The sequence below is a fragment of the [Collinsella] massiliensis genome (assembly GCF_002161605.1).
GTDB lineage: Bacteria > Actinomycetota > Coriobacteriia > Coriobacteriales > Coriobacteriaceae > Enorma.
This window is the reverse complement of record NZ_NFIE01000009.1, coordinates 26,976-53,935: the sequence shown is the minus strand read 5'-3', so window position 1 is coordinate 53,935 and position 26,960 is coordinate 26,976. Positions and strand designations below refer to the sequence as shown.

Genomic DNA, 26,960 nt, shown 5'->3' with positions numbered 1-26,960 from the left:
GGCCGCGCTCCGTCACGCGCAGGGCACGCGCTCGCGAGCGCGCCCGCCCGGCAGGGCAGCCCTGCACGAACGAAACACGCGCGGAGCACGCGCGCCGCCGCAGCCCGCTGCTACCCGATGCGCTCCATGCCGCCCATGTAGGGACGCAGCACCTCGGGCACCGTGATGGAGCCGTCGGAGTTCTGGTAGTTCTCCATGATGGCGGCCATGGTGCGGCCGGTGGGCAGGCCGGAGCCGTTGAGCGTGTGCAGCAGGCGCACGCCCTTGAAGTGCTCGGGGTCGCGGTACTTGATGTTCGCGCGGCGCGCCTGGAAATCGCCGCAGTTGGAACAGGACGAGATCTCCTTGTAGCTGTTGTAGCTCGGCAGCCACACCTCGATATCGTAGGTCTGGCGCGCGGAGAAGCCCAGGTCGCCCGTGCAGAGGCTGATCACGCGGTACGGCAGCCCCAGCTGCTGCAGCAGGTACTCGGCCTCGGCGACCATGCTCTCGAGCTCGTCGTCGGACTGCTCGGGCGTGGCGAACTTCACCATCTCGACCTTCGTGAACTGGTGCTGGCGGATGATGCCGCGCGTGTCGCGCCCGGCCGAGCCCGCCTCCTCGCGGAAGCACGGGGTGCCCGCGGTGTAGCGCAGCGGAAGGTCGGCGACATCGATCACCTCGCCGGCGTGGAGGTTGGTGAGCGCGACCTCGGCCGTGGGGATGAGGAACTGGTCCTCGCCCGTATGGTAGGCGTCGTCCTCGAACTTCGGCAGCTGGCCGGTGCCGTACATGATCTCGCGGTTCACGATCACCGGCGGGATGAACTCCTTGAACCCACGCGCGATGTGCGTGTTGAGGAAGAAGTTCTGCAGCGCGCGGTCGAGCGCGGCGCCCGCCCCGGCGAGCACCGTGAAGCGCGCACCCGAGAGCTTCGCGCCGCGGTCGAAGTCGAGGATGCCCAGGTCCGTGCCCAGGTCCCAGTGCGCCTTGGGCTCGAAGCCCTCGGCCGCGAAGTCGCGCGGGGTGCCCCAGCGACGGCGCTCAGGGTTCTCGGTCTCGTCCTTGCCCACGGGCGTGGCATCGCACGGGATGTTCGGCAGGTGCGCCATGAAGTCGTTGAGCTCGGCGTCGAGGGCGCTGCGGCGGTCCGCCAGCCCCTCGATCTGGTCGTTCACCTCGCGCACGGCCTCCTTGGCCGCCTCGGCCTCCTCGCGCTTGCCCTCGCGCATGAGCGCGCCGATCTTCTTCGACTCGGCGTTGCGCGCAGCCTGCAGCTTCTCGACCTCGGCGATGACCGCGCGGCGCTCCTCGTCGAGCGCGAAGAAGCGCTCGCGATCCCACGTGGTCTGACGGTTCGCCATCGCGGTATCGACCGCATCGGGGTTCTCGCGTACGAACTTGATATCGAGCATGGCTCCTCCGGTTCCCTATGGCACCGACGGCGGGGCAAGCGCGCCCGCCGCGTCTCGCTGTTCCCTGCGCGTAAGCAATTCGTCAGAACGGCCCGCGCGCGCTTTGGCAAGTATATACTTAATGCACGTCAGGCGTTTCGCGTGAAGGCCCGAAACGCCCGGATGCACAGCTTTTTTAACCGATGAGCACGAAAGAGCACCCATGCAAGATATTTTCTCGTTCCTCTTCGAATCGCGCGCCGGTCTCGCCGTCCTCTTCTTCGGCGGCCTGGCCGTCGCCGCCTTCGCCGCGTTCATCCTCGAGCGCCGCACGCACAAGATGTACGTCGACCGCGGTCCCAAGCAGGATGGCGACGACGACGGGCTGTTCGGCGGGCTGCTCTAGCCCGAATACCGGCCGGACGGCCCCGGTTTTGCGGCAGCCTCGCCGAACGCGGAGCGCGGGCGGCGCGGCATGCACCATTCGATTTCCCCGCAGGCAAGGAGGAGCCATGGCTTTGAGGCGTTCGCATTCGGGCGATGAGAACATCGACCCCTTCAACGCGCCCGATCCCGTGATGCCGAGCGAGGAGCCCGAGCGCGAGGACCCCGATCCAGACGACGGCATAGCGCGCATCAAGCGGCGCGGCGAGCGCCGTCGCGGAAAACTGTCGGGGCCAGCATCGAACAGCTACCAGCCTCCCACCTACGATCATGACGACGCGCCGTCCGCGCACGGGAGCGCATGGCAGGGCGCGGGCGGCTCGATGGATCCTGTCAGCACGACCGCGCCGGAAGACGATGCCGGCAGCGCCCCCATATACGGCGGTTACGACGCGCCGGCGCAGGGGAGTTCCTTCGGCGCCGCACCCTCAGGGTACGCCGGCACCGATGCGGGCGCGAACACAGGCACCGGCTCAGCTGCTGAGAACACCGCCCCGCACCACCGCCATCGCAGCAAGCACGCGCCGCGCGCCCCGCGCACGCATCGCGGCGAGCAGAATACGAACACGCGCACGACCTCATGCGCCATCTACCTCATCATCTTCATCTTGCTATCCGGTGCCATCGCGAGCGGCGCGGGCATGCTCCTGAGCTCGTGCTCGGCGGCCGTCGGGGGCTTCTTCGAGGGGCTCTTCGAAGATGACGGCCCCCGCTACGAGGACATCGAGCCCAGTGCGCCGAGCGAGGTGGAGGACGCGGTGGTGAGCGCCGTCCAGACCGAGACGAAGCTGCAGCTCGACGCCCTGATCGCGGGCGAGGCGGACGGGGTCTCCCGCTTCGAGCAGGGCGTCAGCGACATCTTCCAGTCCTATTGCGGCGCCACGCCCGAAGAGCTCGGCCTGAGCGCGCACGAGATCGCCATCTGGCAGCTCTCGCACGCAAGCTACGACCTCTCGAGCGCGCACGCGTACCTCTCGCAGATCGGCGAGGGCTACGAGGGCACCGCGAACGTGTACTTCGACTTCACGGCCCCCGATATCACCGCGCTCGCCTTCGAGCTCTCCGCGCACCTGCCCAACGGCTACCTGGAGCCGGGCGAGGCGGACGAGCTCACGCCCGAGAACCTGCAGGAGATCCGCGCGGCGTACGACGCATACACCGCCGGGGAGCCCGAGTACGAGGAGCGGTTCTCGGTCATGAATTTCGAGGCCGCGACCGACCTGGAGGGCGGCAACTGCGCCATCGCTCTCGACACGGAGGCTTGGAACACCGAGCTCGACTGGCTCGCGATGTAAAAATACCCCAGGGGTTATTTTACGCAGGCCTGGTGCGCCGATGTAAAAATACCCCTGGGGTAATTTTACATGTTACGTGCTAGAGCGGCGGGAGGTCGCTCGTCTTGTCCGCGGCGAGCATCTGCTCGAACATGCTCGCGCTCGTCTTGAAATCGGCCGGGAGCACCACGGTGGAGGTCCTGCCGGTCTTGGCGAACTCGGTCATCATCTCGGTCCACTGCGTGTACATGAACAGCAGGTTAGCCTCCTGGTTCGACACGCCGGTCTCCTGGATGCTCTCGAGCGAGTCCTTGATGCCCACGGCGATGGCCTTGCGCTGGTTGGCGATGCCCTCGCCTGCCTTCTCCATGGCCTCGGCCTCGGCGCGCGCCTCGGTCACGCGGCGGATGCGGTCCGCCTCGGCCAGGTCCTGCGCCGCCGCCTTCGTGCGCTGCGCCGCGTTGATCTGGTTCATGGAATCCTCGACCTCGGCCGGCAGCGCGATACGCGTGATGAGCGTCGAGACGAGCGTGAAGCCGTAGTCCGCCATCTGCTCGGACACGGTGGCGTTCACGTCCTGCGCGATGTCGTCCTTCTTGGCAAAGACCTCATCGAGCGTGTACACCGGGATGGAGCTGCGCAGCGCGTCGGTGATGAAGTCGCGCATCTGCGCCACGGGCTGCTGCAGCATGTAGTAGCTCTTGTAGACGCCGGAATCTGCCGGGGTGGCGCCCATCTCGTATCCCACGTGGTACTGCACGGAGACCTCGAGGCCGATGGTCACGTTGTCCTCGGTCTTGGCGTCGATGTCGAAGCCGTTCTTCATGGTGCGCAGGCTCACCGTCGCGGCCTTGCGGTCGATGACGGGGATCTTCACGTGCAGGCCGGAGCCCACGATGCGGTTGAAGCGGCCGAGCCGCTCGATGATCACGGCGTGCTGCTGCTTCACCACGAAGAGCGCGTTCACCAGAACCGCGATGATGACCACCACCAGGACGATGAGGACGATCAAGCCTCCGAGTGCATCCAACATTTGGGCCCTCCCTAATAAAGCTCCTCTGTTCGGACAAGCATACCAGCCGCGCTGCATCCGCGGCGTAAGGCTTTGGTAAACGCGCTCGCCTTAGCCCTCGATGGCATCGATGGCGCGGATGAACGCCGAGCGCATGCCGGCGCGCTCGAGCTCGGCGACGCCGCGGATGGTGGTGCCGCCGGGCGAGCACACGGCGTCCTTCATCGCGCCGGGGTGCGCGCCCGTGGCCAGCTGCAGGCGCGCGGTCCCCGCGACGGCCTGGCTCACCATCGTGTACGCGGTCGCGCGCGGGATGCCGTACTTCACCGCGGCGTCGGCGAGCGCCTCGATCATCATGGCGATGAACGCCGGCGTGCACCCGCCGATGGTCCCGGCGACGGACATGAGGCGCGTCTCGACCTCGACGACCGTCCCAAGCGGCTCGAAGAGCGCCGTGATAAGCGCGTGCTCCTCAGGCGTGAGGGTGTTCGCCTGCTCGAACGCCACGAGCCCCTCGCAGACCGCGACCGGGGTGTTCGGCATCGTCGAGATGTGGTGCACGCCAGGAATGACGGCCTCGTAGCGCTCGCTCGTCCAGCCCGCCGCGACCGAGACGACCACCTTGCCCGCCAGGCGCTCCGCGAGCGGCGGCAGCACCGTCTCGATGAGGTAGGGCTTGATGGCCACGACTACGATGTCGACCGCGTCGACGAGCTCCTCGGCCGTCGCGCAGGCCTGCATGCCGCGCGTCCCGGTGCGCTCGCGCAGGGCGTCGTAGCGCTTGGCGCAGGCGTAGAGGTGCTCCGCGGGCACTGTGCCCGCCATGAGCCAGCCGTCCGCGATGGCGCTCGCCATGTTGCCGAACCCCAGGAACCCGATCTTCACCGTCGTTGCGTCCATGACCTGTCCTTTCCCTCGATGCATGCCCGGCACCGGGCATCGCCCTCTCTTCCTCAGGCGCGGCGCTGCCGATGCGGAGCCCCGCCGCGCCCCACTACCGCCTGCGTTCCGCCGCGACCTCCTGCACGCGCGCGAACTGCTCCATGATGTACCCGTAGTTCTCGCGCCGATGCGGCACGGTGCACGCGCTGCAATCCTTGATGTCGCCCGCCTCGCCCACGTACCGAAAGTTCCCGCCGCACTCGCTGCCCAGGCAGTAGAGCGGGCAGAAGCAGAAGAGGCAGTTGAGCTCCTCGGCCGGCATGTCGTGGCACGGGTAGAACTCGCAGGCGGTGTGGTTGAAGAACTTGAAGTGCTCGGTGGGAGCCCCCGCAGGGGCGTCCGCCGCGCGTCCGGCCGACCCGACCGTCCCGTCCTCGCCCGCGGCCATCAGCGGAACACCACCGATCCCGTCGCGGGGTCCATCGACTCCACGATGGCGAGCGACTGCAGGTCGTAGCCGCGCTCGCGCAGGCTGTCGCCGCCGCCCTGGAAGCCCTTCTCGATGGCGATGCCGATGCCCTCCACGACCACGCCGGCCGCCTCGCACAGCTCGATGAGGCCGTTCAGCGCGCAGCCGTTCGCCAGGAAATCGTCGATGATGAGCACGTGCTCGCCCTTGTTCAGGAACCGCTTGCCCACGATCACGTGGAAGTCCTTCTGCTTAGTGAAGGAGTGGATCGAGGTTGCGTACTGCTCGCCGTCGAGGTTGATGGACTGGTACTTCTTCGCGAACACCACCGGCACGTTGTTGAAGTGCTGCGCCGCCACGCAGGCGATGCCGATGCCGGAGGCCTCGATGGTGAGGATCTTGTCGATCCGCTTGCCCGCGAACAGCCGCGCCCACTCGGCGCCCATGCGGTCGAACAGCCCCACGTCGCACTGGTGGTTCAGGAAGGCGTCGACCTTGAGGACGTTCCCCTCCTTGATGGTGCCTTCTTGGACGATACGCTGCTTCAGCTCTTCCATCGTGCGCTTTCCCCCTGATCGCGGTCGTGTCCCGGCGCGGCGCCGGGACGGATTTCACCCAGTATACTTGCTGCGCGGCGGGCTCGATGCGCGGCGCGCGACATCCGATGATAAAATGGTGTCAGTCACCTTTTTATCACCGAGGGGAATGCCGATGACGGACGAGCCGCGCATCCTGATCGTCGAGGACGACGCCGACATCAACCACATCGTCGCGACGCGCCTGGCGCGCGAGGGCTACGCTTGCACGCAGGCCTATTCCGGCACCGAGGCGCGCCTGCTCCTGCAGGCCGGCGCGGCCGGGGAGGCACCGGAGCCGCTCCCCTTCGACCTCGTGGTCTGCGACCTCATGCTGCCCGGCCTCACCGGCGAGGAGCTCACCGCGCTCGTGCGCGAGCGCACGGCCGACGTGCCCATCATCGTCATCTCCGCCCGCACCGCGACCGCCGACAAGGTCGACCTGCTCAGGCTCGGCGCGGACGACTACCTCACGAAGCCCTTCGACCTCGACGAGCTCACCGCCCGCGTCGCGGTGCAGCTGCGGCATCGGCGAGGTACCGCGCAGGCGCCGGCTGCCGGCAACGACGGAGGCGGCCACGAGCTGCGCTTCCGCTCCTGGACGCTCGACCCGGACGCCCGCACGTTCTCCGCCGCCGGCGCGCCCGTCGAGCTCACGCGCACGGAGTTCAACATCGTCGAGATGCTCATGAGCCACCCCAAGCGGGTGTTCAGCAAGCGCGAGCTCTTCGAGGGCGCGTGGGGCGAGGCGTACGCCGCGGACGACAGCACCGTGACCGTGCACGTCTCGAACATCCGCGCCAAGCTCAAGGCGTCAGGCACGAGCGATTACATCAAGACCGTGTGGGGCATGGGCTTCAAGCTCGTGGAATAGCGCGGGCTGGCAGCGCGGCGCGCCGGGAACGCGGCGAGCCGGAACCACGGCGGGCTCAGCGCCGGGCACGCCCTCTCCGCCTGCGCTTCAGCTGCCCGCCGCCCATCTTTAGGCTTTCTTTACCCTTACCCAAGGGTTGCTGAACCATCCGCCCGCATACTCATGGGCAAGGAACGGAAAGCGAGCGGGAGGGAACCGCCATGAACGTCATCGAGACCTATGCGCTCACGAAGGCATACGGCAGCGTGCGCGCCGTCGACGGCCTGGACATGCGCGTCGCCCAGGGCGACATCTACGGCTTCGTGGGCAAGAACGGCGCCGGCAAGTCCACGACCATGAAGATGATCGCCGGGCTCGACGCGCCCACCGCGGGCACCATCAAGCTCTTCGGGGCTGAGCGCACGGGCGGCGCGTTCTCGAGCGCGTTCTCGCGCATCGGGGCGCTCGTGGAGCAGCCGGGCCTGTTGCCGAATTTCTCCGCGTACGAGAACCTCATGATGAAGGCGCTCTCCGTGGGCGTCGTGCGGCCGCGCGAGCAGTGCCGGGAGCTGCTGGAGCTCGTCGGCCTCGAGGAGGTGGGCCCGCGCAAGGCGAAGAAGTTCTCGCTCGGCATGAAGCAGCGGCTGGGGCTTGCGCTCGCGCTCGTGGGGTCGCCCGACCTGCTGCTCCTCGACGAGCCCTTCAACGGCATCGACCCCGAGGAGACCCGCGCGCTGCGCGGCGTGCTCATGCGCCTCAACCACGAGCGCGGCGTGACGGTCGTCATCTCGAGCCACGTGCTCGACCAGCTCAACCGCATGGCAACGCGCTTCGGCGTCATCAAGGCCGGCCACATGGTACGCGAGTTCACCGAGGACGAGCTCCACGCCGCCTGCGGCAGCTCCGTGCGCGTGAAGACGGCCGACCCCGCGCGCAGCCTCGCCATCCTGGAGGAGCGGCTCGCGGGCGCGGCGTTCCGCGTGGAGCCGGACGGTGGCATCGTGATCTCCGGGACGCAGGGCGCGCGCAACGCGACGGCGCGGTTCGGCGGGGCGGCGGGCGACGCCGCGAATACGGGCGCGCCGACGGCGGAGGACGTATCCCGCGCGCTCGCGGCAGACGATCAGACGATCCTCGAGCTCAGCGTGCTCGAGCGCGACATCGAGGAATACTTCGTCGAGCTCATGGGCGGCACGGCGGACGAGGCGGCAGATGCTGAACGCGCCGCGCAGGGCGAGCGAGGGCGATAGCCATGGGCGGCCTCATCCTGGACGCCGTCATCCTCGGCGCCATCGCCTACCTGCTCGCTTCGGGACGTCGGCGCTGAACCGCGCGCATCTGAACGACGCCCGAACCGTCCCCAACCATCGAAACTCCCCTGCGGGGCTCCCCGCAGGCAGCATGAGAGGAGCTCGCAATGCTGAACCTTCTGAAAGCCGACCTCTACCGCATCACCCGCCCGCGCGGCCTGCGCGGCAGCCTCTGGCAGTACCTCGCCGTGTGCGCGGGCATCTACGTCGCCATCTACCTCGTCTTCTGGATGGTCGCCGGCGGCTTCGACTTCTCGACCGGCGCGGTCACCAGCCTCACGACGTTCGCCTCGCCGAGCGACATGATCGGCGACATGCTCAGCAGCGTCTTTCCGCTCTTCGTCTGCTTCTTCGTGGTCGAGCACGTCCTCGCCGACTTCAAGGACGGCTTCGCGCGCACCCTCGTATCCGCGCGCACGGGACGCCTCTCGTATTTCGCCGAGCGCATCGTGTTCGCCGGCATCGTGACCGTCATTGTGTTCTGCTCGCTCAGCCTCTTGACGGTCGTGTTCGGGCTTGCGGTGGACGCGCGCTTCGCCGCGATGGACGCGCCGCTCGCGTTCCTCGGCTGGGCGGTCGCGACCTGCCTGAACACCTGGGCGCTCGCCGTCATCTCGCTCGTCGTCGCCTACGCCACGCGCATCGTGCACATAAGCTACATCGCCGCGTTCTGCATCGCCGGCGCCCTCGTGCCCGAGATGCTCTCGCTCGTCGCCGGGCTCATCCAGGGGTACGCACCCGGCCTCATGGGCATCTCGGACGTCCTGCGCGAGTTCGTGTGCTGGATGCCGTCGAACCTCGAGATGTGGCTCTGCGGGGGCGGCGTGCAGGGGATGGCCGCGGGCTGGGGCGCGCTCGGCGCCGCGCTGCCGGGCACGGGTCTCACGCAGGCCATCCTCGCGCCCGTACTGTGGATCGCCGCGGCCAGCGCGATCGTGCTCGCCATCTGCCGTAGGCGCGACATCTGACCCGATGCATGCCCGAGGTGGTACCCTGATGCCGAAGGCCGGGTTGCCACCCCCGTCCGAGGAAGGTTTCCATGCTTGTCGCCGCCATGCTCGTGCTCGGGATCTGCCTGGGCGCCCTCATCGTCGTCGCCGCATATGCGACCGAGCTCAAGCGCATCGCCCGCTTCCTGCGCACGCGCGACGCCCACAGCAACGCGCGCGTGACGACGGGCACCCCGGCGCCCGGCCTGCGCGACCTCGCCGAGGCGGTGAACGCGGAGCTCGACCAAGCCTCGCGTGAGCGCATCGCGGCACTCCGCAGCCAGGAGGAGTTCCAGCGCGACCTCTCCGCCCTCTCGCACGACATCCGCACGCCGCTCACGGGCGCCAAGGGCTACCTGCAGCTCGCGCGCGACGAGCGCGATGCCGCCGTGCGCGAACGGCACCTCGGGGCCGCCTCCGCGCGCATCGACAGCACCTCCGAGCTCCTCGACGAGCTCTTCGCGTACACGAAGTCGACTGATCCGGACCTCGCGCCCGCGCCCGAGCGGGTGGACGCGCGCTCCGCGATCGAGCAGGCGCTCCTCGCCCATTACCCCGAACTCGAGTCGAAGGACTGGGAGCCCGAGGTCGCCTGCCCGGGTGCGGTGACCATCCTCGCGAACGGCGACGCCCTCGCGCGTGTCTTCGACAACCTCGTCACGAACGCCGTCCGCCACGGGACGGGTGCGCCGCGCATCCGCGTGCGCGCGGAGGGCGAGACGGCGCGCATCGTGTTCGAGAACCCCGTCGACCCGGGCGCGCACATCGATGCCGACCGCCTCTTCGACCGCTTCTACCAGGCAGATTCCGCGCGCGGTGCCGCCGGCAGCGGCCTTGGGCTCGCCATCGCGGCGAACCTCGTCCGCGCTATGCACGGCGAGATACGCGCGCGCCTCGAGCCGGGAGCCCTCGCCATCGAGCTCACCTTCCCGACCGCCTAGCTGCCAAATGGGTTGGTTGGGGACGTGTTCCTTTCAACCCATTTTCAACCCATCGGGGAGGACGCGGCGGCTAAACCGTTGGAAAATGGGTTGAAAGGAACACGTCCCCAACCAACCCCCTAACCAACCCATTCCGTGCCGCTCGCGGAACCGTTCGCCCGGCATCGCAGAGCATACACATTTCGGGCGCGGGAATATGAGAAACTGGTTGTTCAATCTGGGCGCACGGGGCGCCCGGGCGACGAACACCAGGAGCGACGTGCGCAGCAGGCTTCTCGAACATATCTCCTCGCCGCAGGACGTCAAGGCACTCGCTGCCTCCGACCTGCCCCTTCTCTGCGATGAGCTGCGTCAGGCCATCCTGGAGAACTCCGCGGCGGCAGGCGGGCACCTCGCCCCCAACCTCGGCGTCATCGAGCTCACCGTCGCCCTGCACCGCGTCTTCGATTCCCCCCGCGATAAGATCGTCCTCGACGTCTCGCACCAGTGCTACGCCCACAAGGCACTCACCGGGCGCGCGGCGGCCTACCTCGACCCCGACCACTTCGGCGAGGTGTCCGGCTTCCTGAGCCCGCGCGAGTCCGAGCACGACCTCTTCTCCATCGGCCACACCTCGACCTCGCTCAGCCTCGCGTGCGGCCTCGCCACGGCACGCGACCTCGCGGGCGAGCACCACGACGTGGTGGCCGTCATCGGCGACGGGTCGCTCTCCGGCGGCCTCGCGTTCGAGGGCCTCGACAACGCCGCCGACCTGAAGAGCGGCCTCATCATCGTCGTGAACGACAACGACCAGTCCATCGCCGAGAACCACGGCGGCATCTACGGCGCCCTCGCGGAGCTGCGCGCCACGCGCGGCGCCACTCCGTCGAACATCTTCCGTGCCATGGGCTTCGCCTACCGCTACCTCGAGGAAGGCAACGACGTCACCGCGCTCGTCGCCGCGCTCGAGGAGCTGCGCGGCACCGACCGCCCCGTAGTGCTCCACATCCACACCACGAAGGGCGCCGGCTACGCGCCCGCCGAGCGCGCGCCCGAGCTCTGGCACCATGTGGGCCCCTTCGACCTCGAGACCGGCGAGAAGCGCAAGCTCATCAGCGGCGACGTGCCGCGCGACGGCTATGCCGACATCACTGCCCGCCACCTCCTCGAGCGCATGGCGCGCGACCCGCGCGTCGTGGCCATCACCGCCGGCATGCCCTACGTGCTCGGCTTCACGCCCGAGCGCCGCGCGCAGGCCGGGGCGCAGTTCGTGGACGTCGGCATCGCCGAGGAGCACGCGGTCACTTTCTCCGCCGCGCTCGCCGCGGGCTGCGCCACCCCCGTCTTCGGCGCGTACGGCGCCTTCCTGCAGCGCGCCTACGACGAGCTCTGGCACGACCTCTGCCTCAACAGCGCGCCCGCCACGATCATCGACATCGGCGCCTCTGTCTTCGGGGCGAACGCCGAGACGCACCTCAACTACTTCGACCTCGCGATGCTCGGCGCCCTGCCGAACCTCCGCGTACTCGCACCCGTCTGCCTCGAGGAATACCTCGCCATGCTCGATTGGTCGCTCGACCAGCGCGAACGCCCCGTCGTGATCCGCATGCCGGTCGGCGCGCCCCTCGAGCGCCCCGACCTCGCGCCTGCTGCGCCGGCGACGTTCGATACGCCCACCTACCAGGTCGTCCGCGAGGGCTCTGAAGTGGCCATCCTCGCGCTCGGCGGCTTCTTCACCCTGGGCGAACAGGTGGCGGACGCCCTCGCCGAGCACGGCCTGCGCGCGACGCTCGTGAACCCGCGCTATGCCACGGAGCTCGACGAGGCGTTCCTGCGCGACCTGCCCGAGCGGCACCGCGCGGTCATCACGCTGGAGGACGGCGTGCTCGAGGGCGGCTGGGGCGAGAAGATCGCGCGCTTCCTGGGGACGAGCGGCGTGCGCACGCGCTGCTACGGCATCCCCAAGGGCTTCCCCGACCGCTTCGACCCGCAGGAGCTCCTAGCGCGCTGCGGCATCACCGTCGAGGGCATCGTCGCGGACATCCTGGGCATGCGATAGCGCGCACCCGCGCACGGCCGCGCGAGCCGCGAAGCTGCCCACCCCTTACCGAACGCAAACGCAAACGAGCCCGGCTCCCCTCCTGCACGCAGGGGAACCGGGCTCGCTTCACACACCATGCATCGCGCGGGACGCAGCGCGAGGCGCGTCGCGACAGCGTGCGCGCACCGCACCGCCTCCCCGTCGCGCCCGGCGCCCGCCTAGTCGAACTCGCGCAGCGCCTCGGACAGCAACCGCAGGCCCTCGCGCAGCGTCTCCTCCTGCGCGCAGTAGCCCAGGCGCGCGCCGCACGGCAGCTCGAAGCGGCTGCCCGGCACGAGCAGCACGCCGCGCTCGCTCAGGAGCTTCAGGCAGAACTCCTCGTCATCCATGGGGATGTCGAGCTGGATGTACGAGGTCGAGACACCCTTCGGCGGCACCCAGCGCACGCGCGGCTCGGCGTCGATCCACGCCTGGGCGATGGCGCGGTTCCCGAACACGATGGCGCGGTTGCGCTCCAGGATGCGCTCGCGGTTTTTCAGCACGTGCACGGCGAGCGCGTCGTTGAAGATGCCGCCGCAGATGAGCGTGTAGTCGCGGTACGTGCGGATGCGGTCGGCCACCTCGGCGTTCGACACCGTCCAACCGATGCGCGCCGCCGGCACCGAATACGTCTTGGAGATGGAGTTCGTCACCACGGCGCGGTCGTAGAGGTCGGCCATGGACACGAAGCGGTCCGTGTCCTCGAGCGGCAGGTACACCTCGTCCGAGAGCACGTAGGCGCCCACGGAGCGCGCGATCTCCACGATCTGCTCGAGCGTCTCGCGCGGCAGCACGGTGCCGAGCGGGTTCGAGGCGTTGTTGATGCAGATGAGCTTCGTGTTCGGCCGCATGAGCCGCTCGAGCTCGGCGATGTCGGGCTGCCAGCCCAGCTCCTCCTGGATGTGCCAGTACTCGACCTCGGCGCCCAGCGTGCGCGGGATCTCGTAGAGCGGCTGGTAGGTGGGGTATTCGGCGATCATGTGGTCACCGGGCTCCACGAGCGTCATGAGCGCGAGCAAGTTCGCGCCGGTGGCGCCGTTCGTCTGCAGGATGTTCTCGGGGTCGACGTTCTGGTAGAGCGCGGCCACCTCCTGCTTGAACTCGGGCGAGCCCTCGATCCAGCCGTAGTTCATCTTCTCGCGGCCGAGCTGCTCGTAGAAGCCCTGCCCGTCCGTGCCGTCGAGCTTCAGGATCTCGTCCATGGTGAGCGAGGCGATCGTGGACTGCGCGATGTCCACCGTCGCGCTCTTCTCGTGCACGTTGAGCCAGTCCTCGACGCCGATGGTTGCGATGTTCATGCGTTCCTCCTCGTATTACAGTGTGATGATGCCCATGGCGAGCAGCACGAGCGCCAGCACGCCCAGCAGGGTGATGACCACGATGCCCGCCTTGTCCGCGCCTCCCAGCGCGAGCCCCTCGGAGCGGCGCCCCTGCACGTACACCACGAAGCCCGGGATGTAGCCCACGCAGGTGAGCAGCAAGTAGGACCAACCGTTGAAGAGCACGCCCACCACCAGGAAGGCCGTGGCGATGGCACCGATGACGAGCTGTGCCGGCCGCTTGTTCTGGAGTGCCCACTTGACCTGATAGGCGGCCGCGAGCGCCCAGGTGATGACGATGGCCACCGTGCACATGGAGTACGCGAAGTCGTAGGCGTCCTCGCTCACGAGCAGCACGATGAGGAAAGCCTGCGTGCACGCGCCCACCACGACGAGGCTCAGCTGCGGGGCGTTCTTGGCGTTGAGCTTGCCCCACGATGCGGGCAGGAGCTTCGCCTCCGCCATCTCCGAGGTGGTCTCGGCCGGCAGCATCGTGAACGAGAGCCACGAGCCCAGGATGGAGACGATGATGGCGATGGAGATGAACGCGCCGCCCCAGCCGGGCGCCATGTCCTCGAAGATGTAGACCATGGCGGGGTAGTCGAGCGTGGCGATCTCGGTGTAGCTCATGTAGCCGTAGGGCAGCACCGAGCAGCCGATGTAGATGGCGAGCAGGCACGCGAGGCCGATGACCGTGGCCTTGCCCACGTCGCGCTTGCGGGCGGCGCGCGACGACATGACGGTGGCGCCCTCGATGCCCACGAACACCCAGAACATGATGATGAAGCAGTTCACGATCTGCTGGATCACATCGCCGAGCGGCGCGGCGTCCGGACCGGCGGTGCCGGCGGCGACGGCGTTGTTATACACGGCGCCCCAGAAGTCCGCGGTGAAGATGCCGGCATTGAACAAGAACAGGCTGAACAGGATGAAGACCGCGAGCGACACGACCTTGCACACCATGACGATGGCGTTTAGAAACGACGCGCTCTCCACGCCGCGGATGACGAAGATGGTGAGCAGCCACATCACCACCGACGCGATGGCGATGCACGGCACGGTGTTGCCCGGGAGGAACTCCGGGAAGAAGTAGCCCACCGTGGACATCATCATCGTGGCGAAGGCCACGTTGCCGAGCCACGCCGAGAGCCAGTAGCCCCAGCCCGAGACGAACCCCGCGAAGGGGCCGAAGCCCTCCTGCGCGTAGGAGAAGATGCCCGGTAGGTCGGGGCGGTTCGCGCCCAGGTTGTTGAGCGAGAGCGCGAGCATGAGGAAGCCGAGGCCCACGATGAGCCAGGCCACGAGCGCGCTGCCCGGGGCGGCCACCTGCGCGAGCTGGCCCGAGATGGCGAAGGCGCCCGAGCCGATGCACGAGCTCACCACCATGCCGATGAGGCCGAAGAGGCCGATGCCCTTCGTCCCCTCCTGCCTCGTCTCCGTCGTTTCCGCCATATCGCAACTCCTTCCCGCGTCGCCGCGCATGTTGCCGCGCCCCCTTGGGCGGCCGCGCAGCCCGACGCAACCCGGATTTCACCAACGCGCTCAGAGGCGGATGGGCGCTCGGGGGAAGCGCGAGCCCCGATGAGCGGGCACGGTACCGCCGCCCTCCGCCTCTTGATGCCATATTCGGAGGGACGCGAGGCGGCGGCTAGGGCTAAGCGGGGTGTACCGTGGGGCGTAACTTGGGTTTACCGATTGGAAACGGCGGCCTAAACCCGCAATAAACCGCAGGTAGTTGATGTAAAGCGAACGGCTGCGCGCAGGACGGGCAGCGACCGTCCACCGGGAAGCACGGCGCGCCCACGGCGCGGTCGAGTACCATGGAGGGCGTCGCATCGCGGGTGACGCGGGGGCACCGGAGCTGCCGCGAGACGGCGATGCGCGGCACGGCGGGACGAGACGGCGCGAGGCGGCGCGCCCGGAGCATCGATTCGGAGGCATCCATGGAATTCATCGTGTTCCACTTCACGCTGTTCATGCTCCTCTCGTCGATCCTCACCTCGGCCACCTGCCTTTCGGCCTACCTCGTCTCGCGCAGGCAGCTCATGCTCATCGCCGCGGCGGGCTTCCTCTTCTACTTCTTCGACATCGCCTGGGTGTTCCAGGACAACATCCTCGCCGCGGGGCATGCCTGGCGCGACAACGGGACCTACCTCGCGCTGCGCTCCGTGGCCACGCTCGTCTCCGGCGTGGGGTTCATCTCATCGTTCTGGCTGCTCGTCTGCGCGTACCTGGGCGGCGTGCCGCGCGCGGTGAAGCTCGTGCCCTGCGTCGTCTTCTGCATCCTGAGCATCGCCGCGCTCGTCGCCATGCCCGAGAACAACCTGGAGCGCTTCGCGTTCTACACCATGCGGGCGCTCTTCCTGTTCTGGATGCTCATCTATGCGGGCGTGCGCTACCTCCTGCAAAAAAACGAATCCGAACGCGCGCGGCTTCGGCGCTCCGCGGGCCTGTACCTGCTCCTCTGGGTGCTCGGGGTGGGCGTGGTCGTGGAGGACGCCCTCTACTTCCTCGTGCCGGGCGCGGGCGGGTTCATCATGGACCTGCGCGCCGTGGCGCCCGAGCGCAACTACTGCGAGAACGCGCTCGTGCTGTGCTGCATGGTCGTCGCCTGCCGCAGCGCGTTCAAGGCGCTCTCGCTGCGCTTCGAGAACCCACCCGTGAAGAGCAGCGCGCCGCAGGAGGAGTTCATCGAGAACAACCTCCCCTACTTCAGCCGCCGCTACCAGCTCTCACCGCGCGAGCAGGAGATCATGCGCGAGGTGCTGCGCGGCAAGGACAACCAGAACATCGCTTCCGAGCTGCACCTTTCCCTGAGCACGGTGAAGGTGCACGTGCACAACATCCTGCAGAAGACCGGGCTCGAGAACCGCAAGGCGCTCATCCGGGAGTTCTGGAAGGACGCGTAGGGCTGCGCGGTCGGTGGGCGCGGCAGGCGCTCTCCCCTGGCCAAAATCGGCCGACGCACCTCCGCAGGATCCTGTTCGCCCCCTCGCGCACCGGCACGCTCCGCGCAAATTGGAGCATTTCATCCCGCATCCCAAAACCGCGCCGCGGCAAGAGCGGTACACTGGTGCCGCAAGTTCTGCATGACGGCGAAAAGGGGATACCCATGCTTCGAATCGGATTGCTCACGAGCGGCGGCGACTGCCAGGCGCTCAACGCGACCATGCGCGGTATCGTGAAGACGCTCTTCAATAAGAGCAAGGAATCGCTGGAGATCTACGGGTTCGAGGACGGCTACCAGGGCCTCATCTACGGGCGCTACCGCAAGATGACCCCGCACGACTTCAGCGGCATCCTCACGCGCGGCGGCACCATCCTGGGCACGAGCCGCACCCCGTTCAAGCTGCTCGACACGCCCGAGGCCGACGGCGTGGAGAAGGTTCCCGCCATGATCAAGACCTACAAGCAGCTGCATCTGGACTGCCTCTTCATGCTGGGCGGCAACGGCTCCACCAAGACCGCCAACCGCCTTTCGCAGGAGGGCCTGAACGTCATCGCCCTGCCCAAGACCATCGACAACGACACCTGGGGCACCGAGATGACGTTCGGCTTCACGAGCGCCGTCGAGATCGCCACGAAGTGCATCGACGACATCCACACCACCGCCTCGAGCCACGGCCGCGTGTTCGTCATCGAGATCATGGGCCACAAGGTGGGCTGGATCCCGCTGTACGCGGGCGTCGCCGGCGGCGCGGACGTCATCCTCATCCCCGAGATCCCGTACAGCATGGACAACGTCATCGCGACGATCGATAAGCGCATGCAGACCGGCAGCCGCTTCACCATCCTCGCCGTCGCGGAGGGCGCCATCTCGAAGGAGGACGCCGCTCTCTCCAAGAAGGAGTACAAGAAGAAGGTCGCCGCGCGCACGAGCCCGTCCATCGTGTACGACATCGCCAAGGAGATCGAGGCGCGCACCGGGCGCGAGACGCGCGTGGCCATCCCCGGGCACACGCAGCGCGGCGGCATCCCGGACGCCCAGGATCGCATCTTCGCCACGCAGTGCGGCGTCGAGGCGGCGCTCGGCTGCCTCGCGGGCGAGTTCGGCTACATGATCGCCCAGGTCGACCGCAAGATGACGCGCGTGCCGCTCGCCGATGTCGCCGGCAAGCTCAAGTACGTCGACCCCAAGAGCGACCTCGTGCGCGAGGCGAAGGCGCTCGGCATCAGCTTCGGCGACGAGTGAGTCATTGGGGTCGGGTTCATTTGTCTCACCGATCCTGCGCCCGCGCCCCAGAGTCTCACCTGAATTTTCGCGCTATTCAAACCGGCCGTGGTCACCATGGCCGGTTTTTCATTGCCGGGCGCGACGAGGCGGTGCGCGGCGTGATATTGCGCGCGAAGACCCACTTGCGAGCCCCGCTTTTCCGCCTCCAAAGCCCTCGCTGTGCCCGCGCTGGCCATTTTTTCCAGTTTTGTGACCGCTCATCTGGGAAATCAGGGGTGCGGTTCGTTCACCGCCCTGGTATCGGGCACGGTTATCCCACGTACGGACGAACCGCACCCGCGTTTTCCCAGGATCGATGTCACAAAACAGGAATATTTGGCCACCTGTGCGTCCGCGCTACGCCCGCTCCGCCTGATGAGGCGCCACCGCCTGCATGATGAGCGCAATGAACTCGTCGATGGGCATGCGATCGCGGCGCGGCATCCAGGTCGTTATGGCGCTCAGCAAGCCGCTTGCATAGAAATTGCGCAGGATATCGCGCTCGTCGTCCGTCAGCTCGTCCGCAGGGATGATGAACCGGTCGAGCAGCGGCGTGATGATGGCCTTCAGGCGCTCGGCGAACGAGGGGTCGCCCGCCAGCAGGCGCGGCATGAAGCGGTTGAAGCGCTCGGCGAGCTGCACGATGAAGCCCATGTGGTTCGAGAAGTCGAGCGTCTCCTCGCCGAGAAGCCGGTCGTTCACCAGCTGTCGGATCTGCATGAGGATGCTGTCCTCGAGCTGCTCGAACAGGTCGTACACGTCGCGGTAGTGCAGGTAGAACGTCGCCCGGTTGTAGCCCGCGCGGTCGGTGATCTCGCGGACGGTGATCTTGTCGATGGGCTTCTCCAGGTAGAGCTCCCAGAACGCCTGCATAAGATGGGCGCGTGTTTGCTCTGTGACCTGCGGCTGGCGTTTCATGCATGCATCCCCTCGCTTCCGCGCGGCGGCCGACCGCGCGCCGCGCCCCGCTCGCCTCATTCGACAATTCGTCAACAGGTGTCGAGCGCATATCGAACCCGAGCACAACCGTCTCTATACTACTAGACAACACGATGTCGAGCGATTCCGCAGCGCGGCACTCGGCGCTCTCGGCTATCTAGAATCGGTGCATCGCATGGCATATATCGAGTTCAACGACGTTGTCAAGGCCTACGGATCCGGCGAGACGCTCATCCACGCGCTCGACGGCGCGAGCTTCGAGGTGGAGCGCGGCGAGCTGGCCGTGATCCTGGGCGCGTCGGGCGCGGGCAAGACCACGGCGCTCAACATCCTCGGCGGCATGGATTCCGCCACCTCGGGCGAGGTGCTCGTGGACGGCCGCGACATCACGCACGCCACCGAGCGCGAGCTCGTCGAGTACCGCCGCACCGACGTGGGCTTCGTGTTCCAGTTCTACAACCTCGTCCCCAACCTCACCGCGCTCGAGAACGTCGAGCTCGCGGCACAGGTGTGCCCGGACGCCCTCGACGCGCGCGAATCGCTCGAGAAGGTCGGCCTCGCCGCGCGCCTCGCCAACTTCCCCGCGCAGCTCTCCGGCGGCGAGCAGCAGCGCGTCTCCATCGCCCGCGCCGTCGCGAAGAACCCGAAGCTCCTGCTCTGCGACGAGCCCACCGGCGCGCTCGACTACCAGACCGGCAAGCAGATCCTCCAGCTCCTGCAGGACACGTGCCGGCGCGACGGCATCACCGTCATCATCATCACGCACAACTCCGCGCTCGCGCCCATGGCCGACCGCCTCATCCGCTTCAAGAGCGGTCGCGTGACCGACATGTCGCTCAACCCGTCGCCGACGCCCATCGCCCAGATCGAATGGTAGGCGCAGCGCGATGAAGGCCTTCACGAAGGACATCGTCCGCACGATACGCGGGAGCATGAAGCGCTTCCTCTCCATCGTGGTCATCTGCGCGCTCGGCGCGACCATGCTCACCGGCCTCTCCATGGCCTGCATCGACCTGCGCGCGGCGGCGAGCGCCCTCTACAGCAGCCAACACCTCTTCGACATCTCCGTGCAGTCGACCTACGGCCTCACGGACGAGGACATCGCCGAGCTCGCCGCGGTGGACGGCGTCGCGCAGGCGGAGGGCGGGTTCGAGGAGACGACGTATACCCTCGTCGACGGGCTGCGCGCCACCATCACCGTGAAGGCGCTGCTCGCGAGCGGCATGAACGAACCGTATGTGGTGGAGGGGCGCCTGCCCGAGTCCGCGGACGAGGTCGCGGTGACGGAGAAGTACCTCAAGGACTCCGGCAAGCAGATCGGGGACACGCTCGAGTTCGAGGACGCCGAGCAGGACGACCCCACCGGGCTTTCCGACGAGCCGTCTGCCGGCGCGATTCCCGGCGACACGTACACCATCGTGGGCACCGTCGTGGACCCGGCGAACATCACGCAGCCGGACGGCCCCGTCGCATTCCGCGCGAGCACGTCGAGCGACTACACGTTCTTCGTGAGCGACCGCGCCGTCCAGGACGACGCCACGTACACCATCGCCTACCTCGCTGTTTCCGGAGCGGAGGACCTGCCGGCCTATTCCGAGGCGTACGATGCGCGCGTGGACGAGGTGCAGGCGCACGTGGAGGACCTGGCGCCGCAGCGCGAGCGCGCGCGGGCGCGGGCGATCAAAGACGAGGCCATGGCCGAGATCGACGACCAGGAAGCGGACGCCCTCGCCGAGCTCGCCGACGCCGAATCCGAGCTCGACGACGCGCAGGCGGAGATCGACGACGGCCTGGCAGAAGCCCAAGACGGCCAGCGTGAACTCGACGAGCAGCGTGCGAACGCCCTTGCCGAGCTCGGTGACGCGCAAGCACAGATCGACGATGGACGTACTGAAGCGCAGGCGGGTATCGAGCAGGCGCAGAGCGGTCTCGCAACGATCGCGGAGACGCGGGCAGTGCTTGAGGAGCAGCTGGACAAGATCGGCGCACTTGAATCGGGCATCGCTCAGGCGGAGAAGGCCGTCCAGCTTGCTCAAGCAGGTGTGAGTACGGCGCAAGCGCAAGGTGCGGAGCTCCTTGATGGTCTTGAACAGATTGCAAACACCGTTGGCATGGACTTCTCGCCGGTGCGCGACGCCTGGAACAACTTGTGTTCATATTCCGGACTGGAAGAACCCATCGAGCTCGAAGAAGCGTTCACGAGCGCCGTGAAGACCTTCCGTGACGGCGCCACGGGAAAATTGCAGCAACTACGCACCGACGCGCAGAGTTATCAAGATATGCTTGAGCAGCGTCTCGCCCCGCAGATTGAGCGTCGCACGCAGGTGGCCGAACGCCGAGAGGACATCGAGGAGCGCACGGGCGCAATCGATGCGCGCGTCGCCCAGATCGCAGCGCGGCTCACCCAGATCGATGATACCTTGGCCTCGCTCGAGGAAGACGATCCCGCACGCGCCGATCTCCTAACCGAACGCGGCGAACTCGCGGAAGAGCAGCGGGCACTCACCGAGGAGGAGAACCTGCTCGCCAGCGAGGAAAGCGCGCTCGCCGAGGAGCAGGACGTGCTCAACGCGCAGCTCGCCGCCTACGATCAACTCGCCGAGCAGCTGGATCAACTCAACCAAGCGCTCACATCGCTCGAAAACATCTCTGACGCTGCCATCGACCAGCTCGCGCAGGGCATGGGGCGCGCGGCCTCGGGCGCCGCGCAGGCTAACGCGGCTTTCGCCCAGCTCCAAGCCATCGCATCCCAACTCCCCGGCGGCATCGAGGGATCCCGTCAGAGCATCCGCGACGGCCTGGCGCAGCTCGCCGCCCAGGAAACACGAGCACAAGAGGGCCTCGATACGGCGCGCAGTGCTCTCGCCCAGCTCGATGCCGGCCAGCGCGAGCTCATCGCGCAGCGCGCCTCCGCGCTCGCCCAGCTCGCCGACGCGCAGGCACAGCTCGACGACGCCCTCGCCCAGCTCGCTGATGGCCAAGCCGAGCTCGACGACGGGCGCGCGACCTTCGAGGAGGAGCGCGACGACGCCCTCGCGCAGATCGCCGACGCCCGCGCGGATGTGGACGCCGTCGAGCCCGCCACCTGGTACGTGCAGAATCGCTCCGGCCTCGGCAGCTATTCGAGCGTCGACTCCGACGCCTCGTCCATCGAGACCATCGCGAACATCATCCCCGTCATCTTCTACATCGTCGCGATCCTCGTGAGCCTCACCACCGCCACCCGCATGGTCGAGGAGGAGCGCACGCTCATCGGCCTGTACAAGGCGCTCGGCTACTCGAAGGCGCGCATCCTGTCGAAATACCTCATCTACACCGCGACGGCCGCGCTCATCGGCGGCATCCTGGGCGACATCCTCGGGTTCGTGCTCATCCCCTACATCTTGTTCTACATCTTCCAGGCCATGTACCTGCTGCCGCTCTTCAGCCTGCAGTTCAACCTGTTCTACGCGGTGCTGGGCATCGCGGCGTTCGTGATCGGCATCGCCGGATCGACGTTCATCACCTGCCGTGCGGACCTGCGCGAGACGCCCGCCTCGCTCATGCGCCCGCGTGCCCCGCGCGCCGGTTCGCGCATCTTCCTGGAGCACATCCGCCCGCTCTGGCGACGCCTCGGGTTCCTCAACAAGGTCACGGCGCGCAACCTCTTCCGCTACAAGAAGCGCTTCGCCATGACGGTGTTCGGCATCATGGGCTGCACGGCGCTGCTCGTCTGCGGGTTCTCCATCAAGAACACCGTCGAGTCGCTCGCGCCGCGCCAGTACGAGAACATCTACCGCTACGACCTCATGGCGGTCACGCAGGCGGACGACTTCGAGACCTGCCAGGCGCTCCTCGAGGATTCGGGCGAGGTGCGCAACCTCCAGGCGCTCGGCATCGACAACATCACCGTCGAGTTCGACGGCGCGAAGGAGAGCATGCAGCTCTACGTGGTGCCGCGCGGTGCCTCGATCGACCCGTACGTGAGCCTCGAGACACTTTCCGGCGAGCCCATCGACCTCGACGAGGCGGGCGTGGTCATCACGAACAACGCCGCCACGGTGCTCGACCTCGCGCAGGGCGATACCGCGCAGCTCACCACGACCGCACTCGACGAGGCGGATGCGCCCGTCAACGCCATCACCCGCAACTACCTGGGCAATGCCGTCTACATGACCCAAGACGCCTACGAGGAGCTGTTCGGGAAGCCGCTCGAGCTCACCGGGTTCTTCGCGCACCTCGCGGGCGACAACGCCGAGCAGCTGGAGTTCGCCGACGAACTCGAGGCGAGCGAGGACTTCCTCTCCATCACGAGCACGGCAAAGATGCACCAGCAGTTCGAGAAGAGCTTCACCCTCATCAACGTGGTGGTCTACGTGATCATCGGGTTGGCCGCGGGGCTCGCGTTCGTGGTGCTCTTCACGCTCTCCACGGTGAACATCGGCGAGCGCGAGCGCGAGATCGCCACCATCAAGGTGCTCGGCTTCCGCGTGGGCGAGGTGCGCACGTACATCAACAAGGAGACGTTCGTGCTCACGCTCATCGGCATCCTCGTGGGGCTGCCCGCCGGCTGGGCGCTGTCCGAGAGCTTCACGTACATCCTGAAGATGCCGTCGATCTTCTTCGACGTCGAGGTGGCGCCGTGGTGCTATGCGCTCGCGGCGGCGTTCTCGGTGGTGTTCGCGCTCGTGGTGAGCCGCATCACGAACCGCATGCTCGACCGCGTGAACATGGTGGAGGCCCTCAAGAGCCCAGAGTGACGCGCTGAGGTCGGCGCCGGTGATAATTTGGTGTCAGTCACCATTTTATCACCAAGAGCCCAGAGCGACCCACCGGTGATAAAATGGTGTCAGTCACCTTTTTATCACCGACGGGCGCGGCGCGGGCGCAACCGGTGTCCGCAACCGCACGTTGCGCCAAAAGCTGCAGCTTCCCGAACCATTCCACCTAAAAGCGCTGGCGCAACCGTGTGCCGCCTCCTAGCATGAATGCAACCTTCCAACCCACGGCGCCGGCGTGGCACCAGATGAGGAGGCGTGCGATGCTCAGTCCCTTAGCGCAGCGATTGTCCGACCTCAGGTTCGAGCACGGCATGAGCCAAGATGCCGTCGCCGATGCGATCGGCGTGACCCGGCAGGCGGTGTCGAAATGGGAGCGCGGCGAGGCGGTTCCCGATACCGACAACCTCATCGCCCTCGCGAACCTCTACCACGTGACCCTGGATTCCCTGGTCTCGCCACCGGAGACCGAGACGGTCGAAACGGCTGGCCGCGACGAAGATGCCGAGGCGTGCGACGATGCCGGCCCCGACGACCGCCCGCCCTCGCTCGCCCAGCGCGCTATCCGTTGGGTACAAGGCTCGCGGCACACGGTGCTCATCTTCGCTGGGGGTCTGCTGCTCGGCATCGTCGTGTGCCTCGCTGTGCCGGGAATGGCGCGCACTGCCATGCGCAGCAGGCTCAATGTCACCGGAACCATCGTCTCAACGGCTCCGGCTTGGAGACAGGGCGTCGTCAAAAGCGATGCCCTGTGGTCGGGCGTCTCGAACGAGCGCGTGTTCTATGTCATTTACATCGATGACGACACGACGTTCAGAGACGCCGACGGGCAGGTTATGGAAGATCCACCCCTCGTGCTGCGGTCGGGCTGGAAGGTCAAGGTCACGTTTTGGGACGACGCGCCAGACATCCATTCCGAGCTCATGCACGCAGACGAGGTGCAGATCCTCGACTGATAATTTGGTGTCAGTCACCTTTTTATCACCGGCGCCGGGCGCGGGCGCACTCCACCCGCGGGCTTACGCGAGCAGCAGCTTCAGGATCTGCACGGCGTTCGTCGCGGCGCCCTTGCGAATCTGGTCGCCGCAGCACCAGAACGTGATGCCGCGCGCGGGCTCGGGGTTCGAGATGTCGCGGCGCAGGCGACCGACCCAGATGAGGTCCTGATCGCTCGTGTCGAGCGGCATGGGGAAGCGATCGTGCGCGCTCGCGGCGTCGCGATCGTCCACGAGCTTCACGCCGGGCGCGACAGCGAGGATCTCGCGCGCCTCCTCCACCGTGATGTCGCGCTCGAACTCGAGCGTGATGCTCTCGGAATGCGAGCGCATCACCGGCACGCGCACGCAGGTGCAGTTCACGCGCAGCTCGGGCAGGTGCATGATCTTGCGCCCCTCGTTCTGCAGCTTCATCTCCTCCGAGGTGTAGCCCTCGCCGTCGAAGCCGCCGATCTGCGGGATGAGGTTGCTCACGAGCTGCGCGGCAAACGCGTGCGGCTCAGGGATGTCCTCGCCGCGCCCCATCGCTTGGATCTGCGCCTCGAGCTCCGCCATGCCCGGCGCGCCCGTGCCGCTCGCGGCCTGGTACGTCGACACGATCATGCGCGTCACGCCCGCCGCCAGGTGCAGCGGCCACGTGGGCACGAGGCCGATGATCGTGGCGCAGTTGGGGTTGGCGATGATGCCGTGGTGCGCGAGGGCGTCCGCACCGTTGACCTCGGGCACCACGAGCGGCACATCGGGATCGAGGCGGAACGCATGGCTGTTGTCGATCACGACAGCGCCCGCTTCCACGGCCTTCGGCAGAAGCTCGCGCGCGATGGCGTCGTCCGCCGCCCCGAGCACGAAGTCGCAGCCCTGGAACGCCTCGGGTCGCGCCTCCTGGATGGCGATCTCCTCGCCCTTGAACGTCATGAGCTTGCCGGCGCTGCGCGCACTCGCGAGCAGGCGCAGCTCGCCCACGGGAACGTCCTGCTCCTCCAGGCACTGGAGCATCTGCGTGCCCACGGCCCCCGTCGCGCCCAGGATGGCGATGGTGTACTGCTTCATGGCTCCTCCTCAATGGGTTGAAACGAACACGTCCCCAAACAACCCCTCGGGGCTACTCGACCCGCTGCGCCAGACCCGCCGTCTCGATGCGCGCCTCTTCCTCGGCACGCTTCAGGTCGGAGAGCTCGAGCAGGTGGTCGCCGTCGGAAAACGCCCGGTAGATGGCGCGGATGGCACGCTCGAAATCGCTGTCGCGCACGCCCACGATGATGTTGATCTCGTCGGAGCCCTGCGACATCATGCGGATGGACACGCCCTCCTGGCCGAGTGCCGCGAAGAGCGATCCCGACACGCCGGGGCGCCCCACCATGTTGCGGCCGACGGTCGACACGAGCGCCAGGTCGTCCACGACCTTGATCTTATCCGGCTCGACCTCGCGCTTGATGTCCGCGACGATCGACCACAGCGAATCCTTCACGTCCTCGCCGCGCACGACCACGGCGAACGAGTCGATGCCCGAGGGGATGTGCTCCACGCTCACGCGGTAGCGCTCGAAGATCGAGAGCACGCGGCGGTAGTAGCCGATCTCGTTCGTGAGGTGGTCCTTCAGGATGTGCACGGCCACGAAGTCGCGCTTGCCCGTGACGCCGGTGATGATGGGCTCGTCCGAGACGTAGTCGTCGCGGTCGGAGATGATCGTGCCGGGGTCCTGCGGCCGGTTCGTGTTCTTGATGGCGATGGGGATGCCCGCCTCCATGACGGGGAACACGGCCTCCTCGTGCAGCACCGACGCGCCCATGTACGAGAGCTCGCGCAGCTCGGAATAGGTGATGCGGCCGATGGGCTGCGGGTTGTCCACGATGCGCGGGTCCGCGGAGAGGAAGCCCGAGACGTCCGTCCAGTTCTCGTAGAGGTCCGCGCCGAGGCATTTCGCCAGAATGGAGCCGGAGATGTCGCCGCCGCCGCGATCGAGCAGCATGATGCGCCCCTCGCGCGTGGCGCCGTAGAAGCCGGGCATGAGGAAGCCGCCGGGGATGCCGCGCTCCTGGATGAGGGCCTCGGTGCGCTCCATGGCGAGCGTGCCGTCGTGGTGGAAGGCCACGACGTCGGCGGCGTCGAGGAAGGGCAGGTCGAGGTACTCGGCCATGAGGCGGCCGGTGAAGTACTCGCCGCGGCTCACGAGCTCCTCCTGCGTGAGCTCGCCGGCGTGCACGCGCTCGCAGAACGTCGCGTACTCCTCGCGGATGGGGTAGCTGAGCCCCAGCTCGTCGGCGATGGCGAAGAAGCGGCTGCCGATGTCCTCGAGCAGGTCGTCGCACGAGACGTGGTAGCGCATGTGGGCCGAGACGAGGTAGAGCAGGTCCGTGACCTTGGCGTCGCTCTTCCAGCGGCGGCCGCACGCCGAGACCACGATGAACCGGCGCGACGGGTCGGCCTCGACGATCCGCTTGATCTGCTTGAAGTGCTTGGCATCGGCGACCGACGAGCCGCCGAACTTGGCGATCTTAATCATATCGATGAGGTTACCTTTCCTGGCTCGCCTGCGCGCGTGCGATGCGCTCTGAT

At 67.4% G+C, this 26,960-nt stretch carries 22 protein-coding genes; 12 read left to right on the top strand and 10 right to left on the bottom strand.

Annotated features, from left to right (window positions below; all coding sequences use genetic code 11):
• Positions 1–110 precede the first annotated feature (110 nt).
• A complete protein-coding gene (gene serS, locus B5G02_RS05040) occupies positions 111–1,394 on the bottom strand; it encodes a serine--tRNA ligase (protein ID WP_094335408.1) in 1,284 nt (427 codons plus the stop codon).
• A 202-nt stretch (positions 1,395–1,596) separates the two neighbouring features.
• On the opposite strand from serS, the gene B5G02_RS05035 reads away from it, so the two are divergent.
• Both B5G02_RS05035 and B5G02_RS05025 read left to right on the top strand, forming a co-directional pair.
• Positions 1,597–1,779 (top strand): DUF6724 family protein, encoded by a 183-nt coding sequence (locus tag B5G02_RS05035; RefSeq protein WP_094335407.1) that lies wholly within the window; start codon positions 1,597–1,599, stop codon positions 1,777–1,779.
• A 106-nt stretch (positions 1,780–1,885) separates the two neighbouring features.
• Complete coding sequence (locus tag B5G02_RS05025; protein ID WP_241146175.1) at positions 1,886–3,112, top strand: hypothetical protein; 1,227 nt, start codon at positions 1,886–1,888, stop codon at positions 3,110–3,112.
• A 79-nt stretch (positions 3,113–3,191) separates the two neighbouring features.
• Here the strand turns inward: B5G02_RS05025 and B5G02_RS05020 are convergent, their stop codons facing one another.
• The 4 genes from B5G02_RS05020 to B5G02_RS05005 form a co-directional block, all read right to left on the bottom strand.
• Entirely contained in the window at positions 3,192–4,124 is a 933-nt protein-coding gene (locus B5G02_RS05020; protein ID WP_019239295.1) for an SPFH domain-containing protein, read from the bottom strand.
• Positions 4,125–4,214: 90 nt separating this feature from the next.
• Positions 4,215–5,003 (bottom strand): pyrroline-5-carboxylate reductase, encoded by a 789-nt coding sequence (proC, locus tag B5G02_RS05015; RefSeq protein WP_019239296.1) that lies wholly within the window; start codon positions 5,001–5,003, stop codon positions 4,215–4,217.
• A 94-nt stretch (positions 5,004–5,097) separates the two neighbouring features.
• Positions 5,098–5,433 carry a cysteine-rich small domain-containing protein gene (locus B5G02_RS05010; protein ID WP_019239297.1) on the bottom strand — a complete coding sequence of 112 codons (336 nt, stop codon included), beginning with the start codon at positions 5,431–5,433 and terminating at the stop codon, positions 5,098–5,100.
• Positions 5,433–6,011 (bottom strand): xanthine phosphoribosyltransferase, encoded by a 579-nt coding sequence (locus B5G02_RS05005; RefSeq protein ID WP_019239298.1) that lies wholly within the window; start codon positions 6,009–6,011, stop codon positions 5,433–5,435. Before B5G02_RS05005 ends, B5G02_RS05010 begins: the two co-directional genes overlap by 1 nt.
• Before the next feature lie 154 nt (positions 6,012–6,165).
• Here B5G02_RS05005 and B5G02_RS05000 point away from each other — a divergent pair, with 154 nt between their 5' ends.
• The 5 genes from B5G02_RS05000 to B5G02_RS04980 all read left to right on the top strand — a co-directional run bounded on the left by B5G02_RS05000 (position 6,166) and on the right by B5G02_RS04980 (position 12,160).
• Complete coding sequence (locus tag B5G02_RS05000) at positions 6,166–6,903, top strand: response regulator transcription factor (protein WP_094335406.1); 738 nt, start codon at positions 6,166–6,168, stop codon at positions 6,901–6,903.
• A 200-nt stretch (positions 6,904–7,103) separates the two neighbouring features.
• Entirely contained in the window at positions 7,104–8,132 is a 1,029-nt protein-coding gene (locus B5G02_RS04995) for an ATP-binding cassette domain-containing protein (RefSeq protein ID WP_094335405.1), read from the top strand.
• A gap of 167 nt (positions 8,133–8,299) precedes the next feature.
• Complete coding sequence (locus B5G02_RS04990) at positions 8,300–9,160, top strand: hypothetical protein (protein WP_094335404.1); 861 nt, start codon at positions 8,300–8,302, stop codon at positions 9,158–9,160.
• 71 nt (positions 9,161–9,231) lie between these two features.
• Positions 9,232–10,122: a sensor histidine kinase gene (locus B5G02_RS04985; protein WP_094335403.1), complete on the top strand. Its 891-nt coding sequence runs from the start codon at positions 9,232–9,234 to the stop codon at positions 10,120–10,122.
• A gap of 259 nt (positions 10,123–10,381) precedes the next feature.
• Positions 10,382–12,160 carry a 1-deoxy-D-xylulose-5-phosphate synthase gene (locus B5G02_RS04980; RefSeq protein ID WP_094335402.1) on the top strand — a complete coding sequence of 593 codons (1,779 nt, stop codon included), beginning with the start codon at positions 10,382–10,384 and terminating at the stop codon, positions 12,158–12,160.
• Between the two features lie 200 nt (positions 12,161–12,360).
• On the opposite strand, the gene B5G02_RS04975 is transcribed toward B5G02_RS04980, so the two are convergent.
• Positions 12,361–13,479 (bottom strand): aminotransferase, encoded by a 1,119-nt coding sequence (locus B5G02_RS04975; RefSeq protein WP_094335401.1) that lies wholly within the window; start codon positions 13,477–13,479, stop codon positions 12,361–12,363.
• Positions 13,480–13,494: 15 nt separating this feature from the next.
• Positions 13,495–14,952: a basic amino acid/polyamine antiporter gene (locus tag B5G02_RS04970; RefSeq protein ID WP_094335400.1), complete on the bottom strand. Its 1,458-nt coding sequence runs from the start codon at positions 14,950–14,952 to the stop codon at positions 13,495–13,497.
• 491 nt (positions 14,953–15,443) lie between these two features.
• Here B5G02_RS04970 and B5G02_RS04965 point away from each other — a divergent pair, with 491 nt between their 5' ends.
• Both B5G02_RS04965 and B5G02_RS04960 read left to right on the top strand, forming a co-directional pair.
• The gene (locus B5G02_RS04965; RefSeq protein WP_094335399.1) at positions 15,444–16,409 is read left to right on the top strand and encodes a helix-turn-helix transcriptional regulator; all 966 of its coding nucleotides are present in this window, start codon (positions 15,444–15,446) and stop codon (positions 16,407–16,409) included.
• Between the two features lie 203 nt (positions 16,410–16,612).
• A complete protein-coding gene (locus B5G02_RS04960) occupies positions 16,613–17,692 on the top strand; it encodes a 6-phosphofructokinase (RefSeq protein WP_094335398.1) in 1,080 nt (359 codons plus the stop codon).
• Between the two features lie 378 nt (positions 17,693–18,070).
• Here the strand turns inward: B5G02_RS04960 and B5G02_RS04955 are convergent, their stop codons facing one another.
• Positions 18,071–18,631: a TetR/AcrR family transcriptional regulator gene (locus B5G02_RS04955; protein WP_094335397.1), complete on the bottom strand. Its 561-nt coding sequence runs from the start codon at positions 18,629–18,631 to the stop codon at positions 18,071–18,073.
• 196 nt (positions 18,632–18,827) lie between these two features.
• Between B5G02_RS04955 and B5G02_RS04950 the strand changes: the two genes are divergently transcribed.
• From B5G02_RS04950 to B5G02_RS04940, 3 genes are all read left to right on the top strand, one after another.
• The gene (locus B5G02_RS04950) at positions 18,828–19,529 is read left to right on the top strand and encodes an ABC transporter ATP-binding protein (protein ID WP_019239309.1); all 702 of its coding nucleotides are present in this window, start codon (positions 18,828–18,830) and stop codon (positions 19,527–19,529) included.
• A 10-nt stretch (positions 19,530–19,539) separates the two neighbouring features.
• Entirely contained in the window at positions 19,540–23,391 is a 3,852-nt protein-coding gene (locus tag B5G02_RS04945) for an FtsX-like permease family protein (protein ID WP_094335396.1), read from the top strand.
• A gap of 281 nt (positions 23,392–23,672) precedes the next feature.
• Positions 23,673–24,365, top strand: coding sequence for a helix-turn-helix domain-containing protein (locus B5G02_RS04940; RefSeq protein WP_019239311.1), 693 nt, complete (start codon positions 23,673–23,675; stop codon positions 24,363–24,365).
• 63 nt (positions 24,366–24,428) lie between these two features.
• Here B5G02_RS04940 and B5G02_RS04935 read toward each other — a convergent pair whose 3' ends face one another.
• Entirely contained in the window at positions 24,429–25,454 is a 1,026-nt protein-coding gene (locus tag B5G02_RS04935) for an aspartate-semialdehyde dehydrogenase (protein WP_094335395.1), read from the bottom strand.
• A gap of 52 nt (positions 25,455–25,506) precedes the next feature.
• Positions 25,507–26,907 (bottom strand): aspartate kinase, encoded by a 1,401-nt coding sequence (locus B5G02_RS04930; protein WP_094335394.1) that lies wholly within the window; start codon positions 26,905–26,907, stop codon positions 25,507–25,509.
• Between the last annotated feature and the right edge of the window lie 53 nt (positions 26,908–26,960).

Bases quoted from the DNA above. Each gene is read 5' to 3' on its own strand.
- serS (WP_094335408.1), bottom strand. From the start codon at position 1,394: ATGCTCGATATCAAGTTCGTACGCGAGAACCCCGATGCGGTCGATACC.
- B5G02_RS05035 (WP_094335407.1), top strand. From the start codon at position 1,597: ATGCAAGATATTTTCTCGTTCCTCTTCGAATCGCGCGCCGGTCTCGCC.
- B5G02_RS05025 (WP_241146175.1), top strand. From the start codon at position 1,886: ATGGCTTTGAGGCGTTCGCATTCGGGCGATGAGAACATCGACCCCTTC.
- B5G02_RS05020 (WP_019239295.1), bottom strand. From the start codon at position 4,124: ATGTTGGATGCACTCGGAGGCTTGATCGTCCTCATCGTCCTGGTGGTG.
- proC (WP_019239296.1), bottom strand. From the start codon at position 5,003: ATGGACGCAACGACGGTGAAGATCGGGTTCCTGGGGTTCGGCAACATG.
- B5G02_RS05010 (WP_019239297.1), bottom strand. From the start codon at position 5,433: ATGGCCGCGGGCGAGGACGGGACGGTCGGGTCGGCCGGACGCGCGGCG.
- B5G02_RS05005 (WP_019239298.1), bottom strand. From the start codon at position 6,011: ATGGAAGAGCTGAAGCAGCGTATCGTCCAAGAAGGCACCATCAAGGAG.
- B5G02_RS05000 (WP_094335406.1), top strand. From the start codon at position 6,166: ATGACGGACGAGCCGCGCATCCTGATCGTCGAGGACGACGCCGACATC.
- B5G02_RS04995 (WP_094335405.1), top strand. From the start codon at position 7,104: ATGAACGTCATCGAGACCTATGCGCTCACGAAGGCATACGGCAGCGTG.
- B5G02_RS04990 (WP_094335404.1), top strand. From the start codon at position 8,300: ATGCTGAACCTTCTGAAAGCCGACCTCTACCGCATCACCCGCCCGCGC.
- B5G02_RS04985 (WP_094335403.1), top strand. From the start codon at position 9,232: ATGCTTGTCGCCGCCATGCTCGTGCTCGGGATCTGCCTGGGCGCCCTC.
- B5G02_RS04975 (WP_094335401.1), bottom strand. From the start codon at position 13,479: ATGAACATCGCAACCATCGGCGTCGAGGACTGGCTCAACGTGCACGAG.
- B5G02_RS04970 (WP_094335400.1), bottom strand. From the start codon at position 14,952: ATGGCGGAAACGACGGAGACGAGGCAGGAGGGGACGAAGGGCATCGGC.
- B5G02_RS04965 (WP_094335399.1), top strand. From the start codon at position 15,444: ATGGAATTCATCGTGTTCCACTTCACGCTGTTCATGCTCCTCTCGTCG.
- B5G02_RS04960 (WP_094335398.1), top strand. From the start codon at position 16,613: ATGCTTCGAATCGGATTGCTCACGAGCGGCGGCGACTGCCAGGCGCTC.
- B5G02_RS04955 (WP_094335397.1), bottom strand. From the start codon at position 18,631: ATGAAACGCCAGCCGCAGGTCACAGAGCAAACACGCGCCCATCTTATG.
- B5G02_RS04950 (WP_019239309.1), top strand. From the start codon at position 18,828: ATGGCATATATCGAGTTCAACGACGTTGTCAAGGCCTACGGATCCGGC.
- B5G02_RS04945 (WP_094335396.1), top strand. From the start codon at position 19,540: ATGAAGGCCTTCACGAAGGACATCGTCCGCACGATACGCGGGAGCATG.
- B5G02_RS04940 (WP_019239311.1), top strand. From the start codon at position 23,673: ATGCTCAGTCCCTTAGCGCAGCGATTGTCCGACCTCAGGTTCGAGCAC.
- B5G02_RS04935 (WP_094335395.1), bottom strand. From the start codon at position 25,454: ATGAAGCAGTACACCATCGCCATCCTGGGCGCGACGGGGGCCGTGGGC.
- B5G02_RS04930 (WP_094335394.1), bottom strand. From the start codon at position 26,907: ATGATTAAGATCGCCAAGTTCGGCGGCTCGTCGGTCGCCGATGCCAAG.